Source organism: Mycoplasma sp. 5370 (assembly GCF_054343435.1).
In genome coordinates, this window is record NZ_JBTGVF010000006.1 from 1 (window position 1) to 17,926 (window position 17,926).

Genomic DNA, 17,926 nt, shown 5'->3' on the forward strand with positions numbered 1-17,926 from the left:
TTAAGATTAAAAAAATAGTCCAATTAAGGACTATTTTTGTGCTTTTTCTATTTCTTTTTTAATTTGAATTTCTTTTTGTACATCTTCTATTGAACTTTTAGCTTTAGTATCATGAGTTTTATTAGATTCATCATTAATATCAATGATATTTGAATCATATGATACTGAATCACTAATAATAGTTATTAATTCTTTTTGAGCATATACAATTCCAGATTTAATATAAATTATTTCTTCTTTGTTTTCGCTTTTGATAAAAGCTTTGGATGGAACTATTGATGCAACAAAAGGTTGAATTCCATATTGCAATCCTTTATATCCTTCGGTGGTTTTTAAAGTAATAATTTCGATATTTTTTTCTAAAAATACACCATTAGGAGTAATTATTTTTAGTTTAGTTATTTTCATGATTAAAAATTAAAGTTTTTTAGCTTTTTCAATTGCTTCTTCAATTGAACCAACATATAAAAATGCTTCTTCTGGTAATGAATCGTGTTTACCTTCTATAATTTCTTTAAAACTTCTTATTGTATCTTCTAATGGTAAGAATTTACCAGAAATACCTGAAAATTTTTCAGCAACAAAGAAAGGTTGAGATAAGAAGTTTCTAATTCTTCTTGCTCTTGAAACAGTTCTTTTATCTTCTTCTGAAAGTTCATCCATACCAAGAATAGCAATAATATCTTGTAATTCTTTAAATTTTTGTAAAATTTCAAGTACTTTTCTTGCAACACTATAATGTTCTTCTCCAATTACTAAAGGATCAAGCATTCTTGAACCTGAAGCAAGGGGATCTACTGCTGGATAAATACCAAGAGCAGCAATGTTTCTATCTAGAACTGTTTTAGCATCTAGGTGAGCAAATGTTGTTGCAGGTGCAGGGTCAGTTAAGTCATCTGCAGGTACATAAACTGCTTGTACTGAAGTTATAGAACCATTTCTTGTAGAAGTAATTCTTTCTTGCAATTGTCCCATTTCTGTAGCAAGAGTTGGTTGGTAACCAACCGCTGAAGGGATTCTTCCAAGTAAAGTTGATACTTCAGAACCTGCTTGAGTAAATCTAAAGATATTATCAATAAATAAAAGAACATCTTGATTTAGTTTATCTCTAAAATATTCAGCCATTGTTAGTCCTGTTAAAGCAACTCTCATTCTAGCTCCGGGAGGTTCGTTCATTTGACCAAAAACAAGTGCTGTTTTGTCTAAAACTCCTGCAGCTTTCATTTCGTGATAGAGATCATTACCTTCTCTTGAACGTTCTCCAACTCCTGCAAAAACAGAGAGACCACCATGTTGAGTAGCTATGTTGTTAATAAGTTCTTGCACAAGAACTGTTTTTCCAACTCCAGCTCCACCAAATAAACCGATTTTTCCACCTTTAACATAAGGGATTAATAAATCGATAACCTTAATTCCTGTAACTAAAACTTCAGAAGTTGATTTTTGATCTTCATAAGTTGGTGGAGTAGCGTGGATGGGCATTTTTAGTTTTGCATCCACTGAACCTAATTCATCAATAGGTTCACCAAGCACATTGAACATTCTAGAAAGAATTTCTTTTCCTACAGGTACTTGAATTGATTTTCCTGTATCTACAACTTCAAGTCCTTTAGAAAGTCCATAAGTCATTTCCATAGCGATAGTTCTAACTACATCATCACCGATGTGTTGTTCAACTTCAAGGATAATTTTTTTGTTGGCATTAAGATTAACTTCTAAAGCATTAAGTAAAGCTGGAAGTTTACCTGATTCAAATTTTACGTCAATAACTGGACCTAAAATTTGAACAATTTTACCTATATTTTTTTCCATAGTTTCCTTCCTTTCTTTATTATTTTGTTGTTGTTCCACCTATTATCTCAGTAATTTCTTGAGTAATAGAAGACTGTCTTGCTCTATTAAAGACAATTTGTAAATTGTTAATAATTTCATCTGCATTATTTGATGCATTTTCCATAGCTGTTCTTCTTGAAGACATTTCGGAAATTTTAGATTCAGCTAAAGCATTGTAAATTGTAGATCCCATATATAAAGGGATAAGATTTTTTAAAATAATTTCTGGATTAGGTTCAAATTCTACTAAGACATTATTTTCATTGTCACTAATATTAAAATCACTTTTTTGATCATTATTTAGTGGTAACAATTTTTTAATTAGTGGTTCGTAAAGCACGCTATTAATAAATTTGGTATAAACTAAATTTACTTCTGAAACTGATTTGGTTTCTAAAAGTTCTTTTATTTTGTTGATAACATTATTTACTAGTGAATAGTTTAAGTCATCACCATAGTTAGAATGTTTTTGAATAATTTGAGTTTCAAAGTCTTTAAAAAGCGAAATTCCTTTATTTCCGAAAATTATTAGTCTATCATTTTTGCCAATTTCCTTTTTAGTTAATTTGTAGATATTGCTGTTATATCCACCACATAATCCTAAATCGGAGGTAATGATAATAAATAATTTTGGTGCTTCTTTATTTAAATTAAAAATTTCGCCTATATTTTTAGTTTTTTGTGCTAATGAACTTAAAATGCTTTTAATAGAATTTGAATATTCTTGAATAGAAAGAAAATTATTTTTCATTCTTCTTAATTTAGCACTGGAGAGTAATTCCATTGCTTTAGTTATTTTTCTTGTATTTGAAATTAAATTAATTCTAGTTTTTATTTTTTGATTAGAAGCCATTTTCTATAACTCCGGCATTGCAGGATATAAAGAAGCATCATAGTTAGGAATTTTGTTGATGAATTCTAAAATAAAACTTTTTATTAATTTTTTAAATTCAACTAATAATTCGTCGTTAAATGCTCTTTCTTTAATCAATTCAGCCTTTAATTCTAAGGCTTTAGTATCACTGTTTATAAAATTAACTAATTCATCTCTATATTGTAAAATGTATTCTTTTGGAATAGGATTAATTAGTTTATCTTTAACAGAAAGTAAAATAATGGCTTGATCGTTTTGGTCAAAATGAATATATTGTCATTGTTTTAACAATTCATAAACTTTAGAACCGTGATCTAAAATTCTTCTTGTTGTTTCATCTAAATCTGAACCAAATTGAGCAAATGATTTTAATTCATTATATTGAGCTAATTGTAATTTCAATGAAGAAGAAACAAATTTCATAGCTTTAGTTTGAGCACTTGAACCAACCCTAGAAACAGAGAAACCAACATCAACAGCAGGTTTTTGTCCTGAGTTAAATAAAGCCTCTTTCATAAAGATTTGACCATCTGTTATAGAAATAACGTTTGTAGGAATATATGCTGAAATATCCCCTGCTTGTGTTTCTATAATAGGTAGTGCTGTAATTGAACCACCACCATTTTCTTGATTAAGTTTAGCAGCTCTTTCAAGTAAATATGAGTGTTGGTAGAAGATATCTCCTGGATATGCTTCTCTACCAGGTGGTCTTCTTAAAAGAAGTGAAAGTGTACGGTAAGCAACTGCGTGTTTTGATAAATCATCATAAACAATTAGCACATTTTTCCCTTTATACATTCACTCTTCGGCAATAGTTACTCCTGAGTAAGGAGCAATATATTGTAAAGGAGCAAGTTCAGAAGCTCCAGCAACAACAACTGTTGTATATTCCATTGCACCACTGTTTTGAAGTTTATTAACAATTTGTGCAACTGTGGAATTTTTTTGTCCAATTGCTACATAAACACAGTGGACATTTTGTCCTTTTTGGTTTAAAATTGCATCAATAGCAACAGCAGTTTTTCCTGTTTGACGGTCACCAATAATTAATTCACGTTGACCTTTTCCAATTGGAACCATTGAGTCAATAGCTAATATACCTGTTTTTAAAGGTTCATTAACTTCTTTTCTTTTCATAACTCCAGGCGCTTCAACAAAGATTTCTCTTCTTTTGCTAAAATCAATTGCACCTTTTCCGTCAATAGGTTCCCCAAGAGCATTTATAACTCTTCCAACCATTTGTTCCCCTACAGGAACAGAAATGATTTTTTTAGTTCTTTTAACTAAATCGCCTTCAACAACTTGGTTTTCTTTACCCATGATAACAACTCCGACAAAGTCGCTTTCTATGTTTAAAGCCATACCATAAATGTTATTAGGAAATTCAACTAGTTCCCCAAGACCAACCTTTTCTAGTCCGGATACAAGAGCGATTCCGTCACCAACTGAAATTACTTTTCCAACTTCGTCAGAAATGATTTTTTTGCCATATGACTTAATTTGTGCTTTTATTAATGCTGAAATATCACTTGTTTTTAATGGCATATTATTTTTCTCTCTTTCCTTTAAGTATATGATCTTTTATTTGATTTAATTGAGAATTGATTGAATTTTCAAAAATTAAATCATCTATAATAATTTTGATACCAGCAATTAGTTTTTTATCAATTTCATTTTTTAAAATTACTTTTTTATTGATTTTTGTTTCAATAAAATCAATAATTTTGTCCATATATTCTTTATTCAACTTATGACTTGAATAAACAACACCTTTTTTCTGTTTTAAATAGTCAAGAGCATATTTTTCAAATTTATTAAAAATATAATTAATTGAACTTATAAAGTGATTTTGAACTAAAAGTTTAATCATATTTACAAGTTCTGCTTGATAAGTTTTTGCAAAAGAAGCATCAATTAATTCTTCTTTTAGTTCAAATTCAATCTCAAAACTTTTTAAATATGGAAGTAAATCTTCTTCTTTTTTAAAGATTTCGCTTAGTTTTTCTGTTTGTTTGTAAAAAACATCAACTTTTTTTTGTTCAAGTGCAATTTGAAAAATAGCTTGTGCATAACCATTAATTCTTTCACTACTTATTGTATTCATAATTATTCATAAACCTCATTAAGCAATTTATCAATAAGTTCTTTTTCTTCGTAGTGACTTACGTGTTTTTCTAAAATTTTTGATGCTAATTTAGTTGCAACTGTAATAATTTCTTCTCTAGATTCCTCTTCAAATTTCTTTTGTTGCTGTGAAATATTTTTGTGTCCATCTTCAATAATTCTTTTTGCTTCTCTTTTAGCATTAGTAATATATTGATTTGCTATTTTTTCAGACTCAATTTTAGCTTGGTTAATGATACCAGCTGCTGCAATTCTTGCTTCTCAAAGCTCTGTATTTCTTTTTTCTTCTAAAACTATGGATTTTTCTTTATTTTTGACACTTTCATCGATGTTATCTTGAATGAATTGTCTTCTTTCTTCAATTACCTTTTTAATAGGTTTATGAACAAAGAAAAATAAAGAAAAGAATACAATTAAGAAGGCAATAACAGTTGCAAGAATTACTCAAGGGTTTGGAAAAATATTTTTAAATAGATTGGAAATATCTTCACTTGCATCAACTTTTCCATCTGAACTGAATTGTTTTAAAATTAATTGATCCATTTTAATCTAATAAACAAAAATTAAAAGTATTGCAATAACAAGTGCATAAATTGAAGAAGTTTCAGCAATAGCAGCACCAATAATCATTAATTTGTTGATTTTTTTCTCTGCTTCTGGGTTTCTCCCTACAGCTTCAGCAGCTTTACCTGCTGCAAATCCTTGACCAGCTCCAACACCAAGAGCTCCAACCATAGCTAAACCTGCTCCAATTGCAACAAGACCTATCCCTGTAGAATTTGCTGAAACCTTAGGATCTAATTTTGAAGCAATTTCGATAATTTCATTTGTCATTTTAAAATCTCCTTATTTTATTATTATTCAACTTCAGCATTTGTACTTCAATAAGTTGTAGTTAGTAAAGTGAAGACATATGCTTGAATTACTACACCAAAAATATCAAAATAGAATATTAGTGGCGCAAAGAATATTGCTGCTGGCAAGTTAAAAACGCTAAATCCAGCTATCGGCAATAATGATCATACAAATTGTGTACCTGCGTAAAATAAAATCAAAATAGTTGAACCACCAATTATATTACCAAACATCCTGAATGATAAAGAAATTAATGGTGCAGGAATTGAAATTATTTCAAGTGGATTAAGAAATTTTTTGAAAAATCTCCATTTTTGCATAGTAATACCTATGACATAAATTCCACTTCAGGATACAAAAGCCAATGTGAATGTTACGGAATATGTACTTCCTATTGGTTCTAATCCAAATAAAGAAAGTAGATTTCCAAAAAGTAAAAAGGTAAATAAAGTAAATATATAAGGTTTAATATTTGTTGACAATTTACCTTTAACACCACTTTCATCTACAATTGATTCGACAATACCGAAGTATTGTTCAGTTATATAAACAACCGTTGTAGGTGCTTTATCTTTTTTTGTTTTTTTAATTTGAAAGTATAAAATCAATGATGTTACAACAACTAAAAAAACTAATATAAAAAGAGTAAAAAGTTGTGGTTGATTTCAATTTTCTAATCATTTATCCATTCTTTTTATCCTTTATTTTTTTTAATAATTAAATTAATTACAACAACTGGTAAAACAAGTGAATTTCCAATAATATAAGTTATTAAATTTATAGGAAATAAAATAACTTGTATGTCATTTGTATTTGTAAATGCTTTATTAATAAAGACAATAGCAATAATTAATAATACATGAAATATTAATGAAAACAAACTAAAGACTATTCCAATTGTGTAAAAAAAATTCTTTTTTTTGCTATTTGTATTAATATTAACCTTTTTTAGTAACTCTAAAGTAAAAATTTTACTAAAAAAAGTTATATTCACAGAAATAAATGAAAAAATTCATCCTAATAGCAGAGAATAATTTCAAATAGAAAAAATAACAAAAACTATAAAAACTATTAAATATATAAAAATATATAAAAATATCAAGTTCAAAAATTCTTTTATTTTTTCTTTCAATATAACTCCATTTTGACAAGATTTCTCAAGTCCTTATAATTTTATTCTTTTTTGCAAAAAAGCATATATTTTTTAGCAAATTATATGAAAAAGAAAAAAAAATAACAAAAAAACACTGTAAAGTGTGTTTTTTGCTAAAAAAAGTTTTTTCAAATCATTTCAAATCTTTTTTGGCAAAAATAAAATATGAAAAAAAATTATCTTTTTTTATAAAAAAGTTCAAAAAAAGTATTATAATGTGGTAGATAGTGGTAAGGAGTGGTAATGTTTGGAAGTCATTTAAAAACTATTGACGAAAAGAACAGAATCATAATCCCTTCTAATTTCAGAGAAAAATTAGGTGATTATGTTTATGTTTCAATCGGTTTAGATAAAGTCATTGAAATTCGTTCTAAAGAAGAATTTGACTTAATCAAAGAAAAATTGAAAAAAAATAACTCTTTAAATAAAGCAGTTAGAGAATTTGCAAGATTTTTCTTTGGAAATACAACTGATGTTACTATCGACAAAGTTGGAAGAATTGTCTTACCAAAAACATTATTAAAAACTTGCTCTATCGAAAAAGAAGCGTATTTAATTGGGGTTGGAGAAAAATTAGAACTCTGACCAAAAGAAAAATACGAAAAACAGCAATCTAAATTCCTTGATGATGAAGAGATGGATGAGCTCCAAAAAACTTTATTTGAAAGTGGAGTTGAATTATAATGGAACATTTTCCAGTTTTATTAAAAGAAGTAATTGAAAAATTAGAAATTAATGAAAATGGTATATATCTAGATTTAACGCTCGGAAGAGCGGGACACTCATCTAAGATTTTAGAAAAACTTAAAAATGGTCATCTATATGCATTTGATAAGGATATTGAAGCAATTAAGAAAAGTGAACAAAAACTCAGCTCAATATCTAAGAATTTCACTTTAATTCATAGTGATTTTAAAAATATCAAAAGCGAATTAGAAAAACTTAATATAAATAAAGTAGATGGCATATTAGTAGATTTAGGAGTTTCATCACCACAATTAGATGAAACTTCCAGAGGTTTTTCTTATAATAAGGATTATCGTCTAGATATGAGAATGGACCAAAGTCAAACTTTGGATGCTCATTATATTGTCAATAATTTTTCAGAAAGTGAATTAGTAGAAATATTTAAACAAAACGCTGATGTAATGCTCCCACAAAGAGTTGCGAAAGCTATAGTTCAATGCAGACCCATTAATACAACTTTAGAGTTGGTAGAAGTAATCAGGAAATCATTACCTGCTAAGGTTGTAAGAATGAAAAATCCTGCAAAAGCCGTATTTCAAGCTATTAGAATTGCTGTTAATAACGAATTAGAATCTCTAAATACTTTATTAGAAAATGCTATTGATTTTCTTAAAGTTAATGGAAAATTACTCATAATTTCCTTTCATTCAATCGAAGATCGAATAGTAAAGAAATTTTTTAAACAATTAATATCAGAAAATGAAGTTGATTATCGGATTCCGATAATGCAAGAAAAAAAATGAATGGCAAAATCAATTTTACCTTCTGATGAGGAAATAAAACAAAACAAAAGAAGTAGAAGTGCAAAATTACGTATTTTAACAAGATTAGTGGAGTAAAAAATGAAAAGAAATATAAAGGTTGTTGCTAAAATTGACACATCATTACAAGAATGTGCAATCTTAGCTTTTGAAGAAATAAAAAATGAAAAAGTTTTAATCTTTAATGAAAAAAACTTATTACAAAAAGAAGTTTTTGATTTTTATAGAGATGCGATGCAGTCTCTGAATAAAAAAATCAAAACAAATGTTAAAAAAATTTTTATTTCTTTGAGCGACAATTTTCTTTTTAAAACTAATCTTTATTGAGTTAAAACCGAAATTTTAAACCATAAAAAAACAATCACAAGTGAAGAAATAAATAGAAATTTAACTAAAGCAAAACAAAACAATTTAATTTCTAATCATACCTTTATTTCTATCATTCCACAAGAATACAAAATATATAAAAACAGTATATTATTTTATGAAGGCAATGAAAAACCTTTATTAAAAAATGCTGATTCTATTGAAATTAAGTATTCATTTACTTTTTTAGAAAACAATTTATATCAAGAAATAAATAATTTATTTTCACAATTAAATTTAGAAATTGAATCATTTTTCACTGAATTAATATCATTAGATAGACTTATTAATCTAGATTTAAATAATCAAGATTCTAAAAAAATAATAATTAATTTAAATAGTTCTAATACTAAAATTTCAGTTATAGAACAAGGGCATATTAAACAAATTAAAGATATTCCTTCTTCTTTTGCAGATATTAATAAAATAGTTGCAAAAGAATTAAATTTAGAAAAAAACCAAGTAGATGAACTAGTTAATATATATGGAGATAGCTTATCCATAATCAAACCCTCTACTAGTTTAATTAAAAATAAATTAACTGTTTTAGAATTTAAAACTGTGTTAGAAAAACATTATAACAAAATTGCTGAACTTGTTGTAAGTGAAATCAAAAACATAGAAAATTACAGTGAATTTGCAATTTTTCTAAATAAAAAAGAAGAACAAAATACTATATTTTTATCTTTAATTGAACAAAAAATCAATAAAAAAATTATTATTTTTAACTCTAAATTCCATCCTTTAATTTCCAAAGATGCAAAAGAAATTTTAGAAGGAATAAAATATATCGAAAAATCATATAATAATATTGATTTAAGTAAAAGTGAGCACTTTTTAATTAATACTCAACCTTATTCAACAGATGAATTAATTTTCAAAGGTAATAAATTCTTAAATTTTTTAAACAAATTATTAACAAAAAGGATAAAACATGCATAATACTTTTAAAAACAACATAAAAATAAAAGTTTTAGGTATTGGTGGTTGTGGAAATAATTCCATAAAAACATTAATGGAATACAACTTACCCAATGTTGAATATATAGCATTAAATACAGATGCACAATCCTTGAGTTATTTTGATGAAAATAAAGTAATTTACCTTGGTGATTACGAAAAAAGAAAAGGATTTGGTGCAGGAAGTAACCCTAAAATCGGTTTTGAATGTGCCTTAGAAAGTCAACAAGAAATTGAAGATAGAATCAAAGATGCAGATATTGTTATTATAGCTGCTGGAATGGGAAAAGGAACAGGAACTGGAGCATCTAAAGTTGTTGCAGAAATTGCTAAAAAAACCGCTTCTTTAGTTATTGCTGTAGTTACAACCCCTTTTGAACATGAAGGTGAAAGAATTAAAAATAATGCTCTTCAAGGAATTGAAGATCTCAAAAAAATAGTTGATGGACTAATTATTGTCTCTAATCAAAAATTACTTGCTAATTATGGTTCAGTTTCTAATGAACATTCACTTAAATTTTCTAATACAATATTAGAAAAAACATTAAACATTATTAATGAAATAATTAATGAAGTTGGTGTTCAAAATGTCGATTTTGCCGATTTATTATTTGTAACTAAAAACAAAGGTGAAATAATAATGAATGATGCAAGCGCATCAGGTAAAGACAGAGCAGAAAAAGCAGCTCAAAAAGTTATTTTTTCCAACATTTTAGAACACGAAATTACAGGATGTACAGATGTTATCGTTAATATTAGCGGTTCAGCTGTAACTTTCCAAGAAATTAGTTTAATTATTGATTTAATTAAAAATGCAACAGGAGAAAATGTTAATATTATTCAAGGATTAATTTCTAAAAATAATAGTGATAAATCACTGAAAATTTCCTTAGTTGCTTCTGGTTTAGAAAGAAGTTCTAACTATTATAAAAATTTAGATTTGATTAATAATACTACTTCTATGTCAACTTTAGATTCTCAAAACACAAACACTTATAGTGATTCTACATATAACAATAATGAAAGTTTTAATAGTTCATTATTTCAAAATAATAGTATTTTGGAAAATTCAACAACTTTTAATGAAGAGGAAGAAGATAATTCAGAATTATCACTCCCTAGTTTTTTAAAGAACAACTTGTAAAACGATGTCTTAGAAGTTTGCAATGTTAACTTTAAAAACCTTTAAAAGCAAGTTTAAACTGGTTAAATTGAAGTTTTTCGCTTCAATTTTTCTTTTTTTTATTATAATTAAAAAATGAAAATTGGTATATTTGGAGGATCGTTTGATCCTATTCATAAAGGACATATAAAGGTAGCAGAACAATCACTAGAAATTTTATCTCTAGATAAATTCTTTTTTGTTCCAGCTTTTAAAAGTCCATTTAAAACAAAAAGTAAATATGAAGATTGAAATGATCGTGTAAAAATGATCAATGATGTTAAACCAGAAAATACGGAAATTTCTTTATTTGAGATAAATCGTAAAGGAGTAAGTTACACTATTGACACTGTTAATTATTTTAAAAATAAATTTCCAAATGATGAATTATTTTTGATCTTAGGTTCAGATAATTTGGATAAATTGCACAAATGAAAAGAGATAGAAAAAATCAGTTCATTAGTGAAAATTGTTATTTTTAAAAGGGAAAATAAACTAAATAAGGAAAATTTAAAAAAATTTAATTGTATTTTATTAAATAACGAAATTTTTCCTGCTTCTTCAACAGAAGTTAAATTAGGGGATTTTAGTAATTTATTTAACCAAACAATTGAATATATCGGAAAGAATTTTCTTTATATTTTAGAAATTTTAAATAACACTACAGATGCCAAATTAAATAAACATTGTAGAGCAACAGCATCGCTTGCTGCAGAGTATGCAAAAAGTTTAAATTATAATGCAAAAATAGCTTGATTTTCTGGACTAGTTCATGATTTAACAAAAAGATGAACAATAGAAATGCATAGAGATTTTTTAGTAAAAAATGATATTGATGAAAAGCAAATTCCTGACTATAAATTACACCAAACTACAACTTCTTTATGATTAGATAAATATTATAAAGTGCAAAATTCAGAAATAGTTAGAGCTATTTCTGTACACACTTCTATTGATTATGAAATGTCAACTTTGGATAAGATTGTTTTTATGGCAGATAAATTATGTCAAGGTAGAAAATGAGATGGAATCCAAACTATTAGAAGTTTAGCTTTTAGCAATTTTGATTTAGCTTTTAAAAAAGTAGTAGAGCACATTAAACATTTTAATTTAAACAAAACCACAGTTTCAAAAGAACAATTAGATATTTATGATTACTGACTTAACAAAGATTAAAAACGCATTAATAATTGCCGATCCAGAAGAAGAGCATTTGCTTATTCAAGAAGGATGAAACTTAAAAAAGACTATTAAAAAACTAAATAAAAAATTTTTAGTTTTTGAAAAAAATAATAATTTTCTAGTAGTTTTATATTCTGGTATTGGATTAATTAATGCTGCAAGTAGTACTACTTTATTGCTTTCTGTTTTTAATAATATTGAAAATATTTATAATTTTGGTGCAGTTGGATCAATATCTAAAAAACATAATATTTTTGAGATAGTCATTCCAAAAAAATTTTTTAATATTGATACGCAAACTCCTTGATACAATTTTGGACAAACACCAGGGGAAAAACAGTATTTTTTAAATAAAATAAAAATAATAGAAAAAGTAAAATACAGCAATATCTGTTCTTCAAATTCATTTCTTGATTCCAAAGAAAAAGCTCTAGAATTCTACAAAAAAACAAAATGTGAAATTTTCGATATGGAAAGTTTTGCTATCGCTCAAGTTTGTTCTCAAAATAAAATTAATTTTTTTAGTGTAAAAGCAATTTCCGACAAAATTTCGCAAGATGTAGATAATAAACTAGATATTAATTTTAGAATAAAAGAATCATCAAAAAAAGCCTTTTTATTTTTAATTAGCAATATAATTGAAAATTAATTTTTCTTAATAATATTTATGTATTAAGAAAAGCGTATTATAATAATAATGTAAAAACAATTTTTCACAACCAAGTTTAATTTAAATAAATTAGATTAAACGAAAACTCCATTGCTGTCTACGATGGAGTTTTTTAATAAAATTAATATTTATCATCATTTTTACTTTAAATAAAATAATTTTTATTATTTTCTATTATTGAATAAACTAATCATTTTTTAATATTAGCACAGAATTTATTTTGTAGCAAAACTAGAAAAAGCGGGATTTTTGGTCGATTTTGCAAATTATTAATCAAAATGTCCCGGGGTATTTATTAATCAAAATGTCCTCCTTAGTAATATATAATAATAATTAAAATATTTACTAAAGGAGAATAGGGATGAAAAATACAGAAATCGAAATAACAAAGTGACAAAAAAAGAGAGCAAAAGAACTAACTTTTATTAGAAATAACATAGAAAAAACCAATAAAGAATTATCTAATTTATTAAATATCTCAGTCAAAACTGTCACTAGACATAGAAAATTAATTAAACAAAATACTGGTAAATCAATTTATGTAAAACATAAAAATGCAAGAAATGATTATTCTAAAAAATATAAAGATGATTTTTTTGATCAATTTATTACTAAATATAATGATGAATTAAGAAACATAATAAATGAAAGAGCGATAACTCTTGGAATACCACTTAAATATTTCTATGAAGATGAAATACAAAATATGAAAGAAAAACCTTCTTATTCCACTGTGATAAGAAGAACAAACCAACAATGTTTAATGACTCCTTATACTAAAAGGAAAACTAAGGCGGACATTAAAAAAAGAATTAGTGGGATTGAAAATGGAAAAATAAAAGTAAAAATTTCTGATCATATTTTTGCAATTGCTAAAGAAAATGAATTAAGAGATCAAAATAATAACAGAAAAATCATAAGTAAAAATGCTTTAGAATTCGGTGAAATTGTTGAAATTGACGCTTGTTATGAATATTTTATTAAATCACTTAACCAAAAGATTTTTATTTATCACGCAATAGATGCCAGTTCAGGAAAACTTCTTGCTTTTTATGCCGATACACAAGAAACAAATAAAGGTTATATGAAATTATTAGAAATGCTTTTTGAAAAATATGGTTTTCCAAAACTAATTATCACTGATAAAAGAACAACATTTTTTAATTATATAAATCCTGAAACAAATATGGTTCAAGAGTTGAAAAATAGGGGTATACAGGTGTTTTCAAGCAGTATTGCCACTCATAAACCTAACGTAGAAAGATCTTTTAAAAGTTCTCAACAATTTTATCCTTTATATTTTTTCAAAAAAAAATTTAAATCCATAGAAGATTTAAATTCGAATCGCAATGATATTATAAACTCTTATAACGAGAAATTCAAGAAAAAAGTGACAAAAAATAATGTTTTTACAAAAGCACAACCAGACCAATTAAAAATTTATCTTCCTATAAAAAGAAAATTCACAGCAAATTGTTTTAGAATCGACAAGAAATATTACACATTAGACAAAAATACTTTTGAAAAAACATTTGGAATTCCTAATACAGAATTTGTTGCTGTTTTAGATAGTGATTTAAATATAAAGATTAGAGTTGGAAATGAAATATGAACAACAAAAGAGATGGATGAAGAATTTAGCAGAGAGAACAAAAAAGAATACGATTTTGAACTTTTAGAAAAGAAAGAAATTGAAAAAATAATAAAAGACACTAAAACCCGCGGACAAAGTTTTTATAAAATGATTGACAAAAAAATTTCAACCAATAAAGAAAAATTTGATTACAAAGAATTTGAATTATTACAAAAATTTATAAGTTTAAATGAAAAAATTTTAAATAAAATGGAACAGTGATACGATAATGATTCCAAGGATACAAGATAAGGCGACGAAGTCGGTGCAATCTTGTTTGTGCCTTTTGCTCTTTTTGGCGAAAAAGAGTGCCCCCCTTAATTGCAATTAAGGGGCGGGGGGGGTTAAAAAAACTCAGCCTTTTAGAGGCTGAATTCATCAAAAAATTAATGTGAAATTTAATTTTTTGATATCATTATTTTAATTGAAATAATTATTATTTTCATATCGCTAAAAAAAGGACATTTTGATTAATAATTTACAGAATTTATACTTTACGAACTACTTTATTAATATTTTTATTATTTAAATTGCGTTATGAATTAAACTATTAACTGAAAAATATAAGATTAGTATAAAAAATACACCATAAATACTATAACATCTGGTGCTTAAATGTTTTAATTCATACAAAAGCACTGAACATATAATAAAATGGTGTAATTTCAAATGAAAATAATAAGTTTTTAATAATACTACATATCAAACGCAATGTATTTTTTTTAATATTGGGTGCCAGTGTAATTATTATTAATTAATGGTGCTATGTATAATTTTAATTAACAAATCTGTATTATAACTAAAATACTTACATATTACCTTAAAAATTAAAGACTACGTCTTATATGAAAACCTACTCTGTAACGCCCATACATTCGGTATAATCAACGAAAATACTTTGGGAGTATAAATATACCATCCAGAAATTACCGTTGAAAATAACAGTGTTTTTTTTTTTGAATGCGGGGCATTTTGGTTTTGTGCATTGTTTATAATACTCAGTATTTAGATTTTATGATATTAGATTTTAACATAATTTAAAGTAATAAAAAAACAACTATTTTCCAAGTTGCCTTCTATTTTCAAAATAATCTAATCAATAGGATAATTGCTCTGAAACTTTATCGTCAAATGGTTTTAATTTTTCTTTTAACGTTTCATCAGTTATATTTTTCATTAAGTTTTCTAATTCGGCTGAAATGTTACTTCATACGTTAGTTACCTCTGTCTTACAATAAAACATTTCTCCAAATTTATCTCTATCAATTAATATTCCTATTGTATGAGGTTCATCTTCAACTGGTTTAATTATTCTTTCAGAAACTCCCTTGGGTGAATCATAATCACTAAATAATACCATTAAGTTATCCATATGTTTTTCATTAAAGTCTTCTCAGTTTTTTGGTAATACCTTTTTTTCTTGTAATCATTCAACTATTTTGTGATAAATACCAGATTTAAATTTTTCAAAATCATCTTCATTTCCGTTTTTATATAATCAGAAAGTCATTGTTTCTCCTTTTGTTATTTATGTTTTATATTTATTTTTTACGATTTTTTTTTATTTTTTAGACTTTTCTTTAAAATTATCTCTTACTCATTGTTTTAAATCATAATTATTTTTGTTAGGTTTATTTATTTCTAGTGATTTTTCTATTTTTTCTTTGCTTAATGAGTTATTTAAATAATTTATTCCTAAGTCATAGTTTGGTTTTTGTTTTTTAGTTGTTGGTTTAGTTTCCTTAAATTTTTCTACCGGTTTTTTAATGTTATTTTTATCGTTTTTTATAGTATTAGATTTTTTACTTGTTTTTTTAGTTTTACCATTTTTATTATTTATATTGTCGCTGTTATTTAATTTATCTTGCACATCTTTATTTTTAACAGTAACGTCTTCTGAAATATTAATTTTTTCAATATTATTTATAGTATTTATAGAATTTTCTTCTGGTTTATTATTCTCTATATTATTTTCTTTTGTTGTATTGTCTAAATCAATTATTCAATCTGGTTTATTATTTTCTTCTGGTTTATTTTCTTCTGGTTTATTTTCTTGTCTTGTTTTAGGTATGTTTTCGAAGTTAATAATTAATCTTCCAAATTTATCGTCGTTAGTTTTATCACTATTATCTCTGGTTTTTATTTTACTTTCATTAGTTTTATTGTTATCTTCAATTTTTGATTCTAGTTTAATTTTATTATTGTCTTTTCATTTAACTTTTTCTTCTGGTTTGTTTCCTTTTACTATGTCTTGTGGTGTTTCTTCAACTTTATTAGATTCTGTTTTGTTTATATTATCATCGCTATTTTTTTCTACCTTATTAGTATCTGATACATTATTATTAGATGTTGAATTGTCTGCTTGAAGTTTATTAATGTCGTTTGTATTATTAGTATTAATGGTGTTGATATTGTTATCTTTTTGAGTGTCTTTATCAATAATATTTTCTTTTTGAATATTAATATGTTCTTTATTAACAGTTTCTTTAATACTTTCTTTGTTATTTGTAACGGTTTCTTTAATTTTTTCAACTTTCACTTCTTTAACATCAGATTTAATTTCTTTAATATCGCTTTTAGTTTCTTTAATGATTGTTTCTTTTTGAATCGTATTAGGTTGGATTGTATTATTACCCTCTTTTGTTGTTTCAGTGAATTTAGCAGGTAGGGAATTTAGTTTATCAATTAATGGTTTATTATCTGGTTTTAAATTATTTAATTGTAATTGGTTATTTGTTAATAATTTTTCATCTGTATTTTTAGTAACTACACCTTTATTAAACTGTTCTTTAAATCTATCGTAGATACCTTTGTTAGTATTATGAAAATCATTATATTTTTCTCTAACTTTTGCTTTAATGTTATCACTAGAGAATTTTTGTGTTGCCTGTTGAAATATTTTTTGATTTTCAGTTTTTCTATTTGATGAATATGTTTTAGCTGTTGTGTATTCACCTTTACCTTGACGAACTTGTTTATTTTTAATAGCGGTTTCCCAGTTATTTAATTTTTTATTAGATAATAGTTTTTTACCTATTTTTGACTGCCCAAAAGCACTATCTCTTATTTTCTCTGAATATTTTGAAACAACACTTGCTTTTTTATTTAAATATTTCTCTCCTAACCCAGTTCCTAAAAATTTACCTTTTGCGTTTTTACCAAGAAATGCTCCAACACCACCTACTTTGGCAGCAAGTTTAACAGCACCACCAATAGCTTCTTTAATTTTTTCAAATGGTTGAGGTAATTCAGCATAAAATTCTATATCTCATCTGGCAGCTAAGTCGTTACCCCATTTATTATATACTTCAATTGAAATTCCAAAAAATACTATTCCAATTACAAATACAAATAAATTATTAATAGAAGAAGCAAAGTTTTGTCTAAATAGAAATTGAATTGCTGAATCTTTAAATAATACAAATAGTAATTGGAAGAAAATAAACACTGTAAGATATCCAACATTAAATACTAAATTTTTTCAATTAATTCATCACTGTTCACTATTTTCATAAACTGTATCTTTACGGGGATTATATGCTATTGATTCTACTATAATTGAAAAACTCTTAAATAATAGTAATATTGTATTAGTACCAAATGTAA

At 25.7% G+C, this 17,926-nt stretch carries 18 protein-coding genes; 7 read left to right on the forward strand and 11 right to left on the reverse strand.

Going from position 1 to position 17,926, the window contains the following annotated elements:
* Positions 1 to 30: 30 nt before the first annotated feature.
* Genes ACXX88_RS01455 through ACXX88_RS01495 form a run of 9 tightly spaced genes read right to left on the reverse strand, consistent with a single transcriptional unit; the run spans position 31 to position 6,566 of the window.
* A complete protein-coding gene (locus ACXX88_RS01455; protein WP_458559367.1) occupies positions 31 to 408 on the reverse strand; it encodes a hypothetical protein in 378 nt (125 codons plus the stop codon).
* Between the two features lie 9 nt (positions 409 to 417).
* Positions 418 to 1,812 carry a F0F1 ATP synthase subunit beta gene (atpD, locus tag ACXX88_RS01460; RefSeq protein ID WP_458559368.1) on the reverse strand — a complete coding sequence of 465 codons (1,395 nt, stop codon included), beginning with the start codon at positions 1,810 to 1,812 and terminating at the stop codon, positions 418 to 420.
* A gap of 19 nt (positions 1,813 to 1,831) precedes the next feature.
* The gene (gene atpG, locus ACXX88_RS01465) at positions 1,832 to 2,686 is read right to left on the reverse strand and encodes an ATP synthase F1 subunit gamma (RefSeq protein ID WP_458559369.1); all 855 of its coding nucleotides are present in this window, start codon (positions 2,684 to 2,686) and stop codon (positions 1,832 to 1,834) included.
* A gap of 3 nt (positions 2,687 to 2,689) precedes the next feature.
* Complete coding sequence (gene atpA, locus ACXX88_RS01470; RefSeq protein ID WP_458559370.1) at positions 2,690 to 4,252, reverse strand: F0F1 ATP synthase subunit alpha; 1,563 nt, start codon at positions 4,250 to 4,252, stop codon at positions 2,690 to 2,692.
* A gap of 1 nt (position 4,253) precedes the next feature.
* Positions 4,254 to 4,811, reverse strand: a complete 558-nt coding sequence (locus ACXX88_RS01475; RefSeq protein WP_458557366.1) for a F0F1 ATP synthase subunit delta — start codon at positions 4,809 to 4,811, stop codon at positions 4,254 to 4,256.
* 2 nt (positions 4,812 to 4,813) lie between these two features.
* Entirely contained in the window at positions 4,814 to 5,374 is a 561-nt protein-coding gene (atpF, locus tag ACXX88_RS01480) for a F0F1 ATP synthase subunit B (protein ID WP_458557367.1), read from the reverse strand.
* Positions 5,375 to 5,380: 6 nt separating this feature from the next.
* Positions 5,381 to 5,665 carry an ATP synthase F0 subunit C gene (gene atpE, locus ACXX88_RS01485; RefSeq protein WP_458557368.1) on the reverse strand — a complete coding sequence of 95 codons (285 nt, stop codon included), beginning with the start codon at positions 5,663 to 5,665 and terminating at the stop codon, positions 5,381 to 5,383.
* A 23-nt stretch (positions 5,666 to 5,688) separates the two neighbouring features.
* Positions 5,689 to 6,375 carry a F0F1 ATP synthase subunit A gene (locus ACXX88_RS01490; protein WP_458557369.1) on the reverse strand — a complete coding sequence of 229 codons (687 nt, stop codon included), beginning with the start codon at positions 6,373 to 6,375 and terminating at the stop codon, positions 5,689 to 5,691.
* Positions 6,376 to 6,380: 5 nt separating this feature from the next.
* The gene (locus tag ACXX88_RS01495) at positions 6,381 to 6,566 is read right to left on the reverse strand and encodes a hypothetical protein (RefSeq protein WP_458559371.1); all 186 of its coding nucleotides are present in this window, start codon (positions 6,564 to 6,566) and stop codon (positions 6,381 to 6,383) included.
* Positions 6,567 to 7,082: 516 nt separating this feature from the next.
* On the opposite strand from ACXX88_RS01495, the gene mraZ reads away from it, so the two are divergent.
* From mraZ to ACXX88_RS01530, 7 genes are all read left to right on the forward strand, one after another.
* Complete coding sequence (gene mraZ / locus ACXX88_RS01500) at positions 7,083 to 7,523, forward strand: division/cell wall cluster transcriptional repressor MraZ (protein WP_436358366.1); 441 nt, start codon at positions 7,083 to 7,085, stop codon at positions 7,521 to 7,523.
* Positions 7,523 to 8,425 carry a 16S rRNA (cytosine(1402)-N(4))-methyltransferase RsmH gene (gene rsmH / locus ACXX88_RS01505; RefSeq protein WP_458559372.1) on the forward strand — a complete coding sequence of 301 codons (903 nt, stop codon included), beginning with the start codon at positions 7,523 to 7,525 and terminating at the stop codon, positions 8,423 to 8,425. Before mraZ ends, rsmH begins: the two co-directional genes overlap by 1 nt.
* A gap of 3 nt (positions 8,426 to 8,428) precedes the next feature.
* Positions 8,429 to 9,655, forward strand: a complete 1,227-nt coding sequence (locus ACXX88_RS01510; RefSeq protein WP_458559373.1) for a hypothetical protein — start codon at positions 8,429 to 8,431, stop codon at positions 9,653 to 9,655.
* Entirely contained in the window at positions 9,648 to 10,817 is a 1,170-nt protein-coding gene (locus ACXX88_RS01515; protein WP_458559374.1) for a cell division protein FtsZ, read from the forward strand. The genes ACXX88_RS01510 and ACXX88_RS01515 overlap by 8 nt, the downstream gene beginning before the upstream one ends.
* A gap of 114 nt (positions 10,818 to 10,931) precedes the next feature.
* Positions 10,932 to 12,011: a nicotinate-nucleotide adenylyltransferase gene (locus tag ACXX88_RS01520; protein ID WP_458559375.1), complete on the forward strand. Its 1,080-nt coding sequence runs from the start codon at positions 10,932 to 10,934 to the stop codon at positions 12,009 to 12,011.
* Positions 11,986 to 12,666, forward strand: coding sequence for a phosphorylase family protein (locus tag ACXX88_RS01525; protein WP_458559376.1), 681 nt, complete (start codon positions 11,986 to 11,988; stop codon positions 12,664 to 12,666). Before ACXX88_RS01520 ends, ACXX88_RS01525 begins: the two co-directional genes overlap by 26 nt.
* A gap of 382 nt (positions 12,667 to 13,048) precedes the next feature.
* Positions 13,049 to 14,572 (forward strand): hypothetical protein, encoded by a 1,524-nt coding sequence (locus tag ACXX88_RS01530; protein WP_458559377.1) that lies wholly within the window; start codon positions 13,049 to 13,051, stop codon positions 14,570 to 14,572.
* A gap of 805 nt (positions 14,573 to 15,377) precedes the next feature.
* On the opposite strand, the gene ACXX88_RS01535 is transcribed toward ACXX88_RS01530, so the two are convergent.
* Both ACXX88_RS01535 and ACXX88_RS01540 read right to left on the reverse strand, forming a co-directional pair.
* Complete coding sequence (locus ACXX88_RS01535) at positions 15,378 to 15,830, reverse strand: hypothetical protein (RefSeq protein ID WP_458559378.1); 453 nt, start codon at positions 15,828 to 15,830, stop codon at positions 15,378 to 15,380.
* Between the two features lie 51 nt (positions 15,831 to 15,881).
* Entirely contained in the window at positions 15,882 to 17,768 is a 1,887-nt protein-coding gene (locus tag ACXX88_RS01540; RefSeq protein ID WP_458559379.1) for a hypothetical protein, read from the reverse strand.
* Positions 17,769 to 17,926 lie beyond the last annotated feature (158 nt).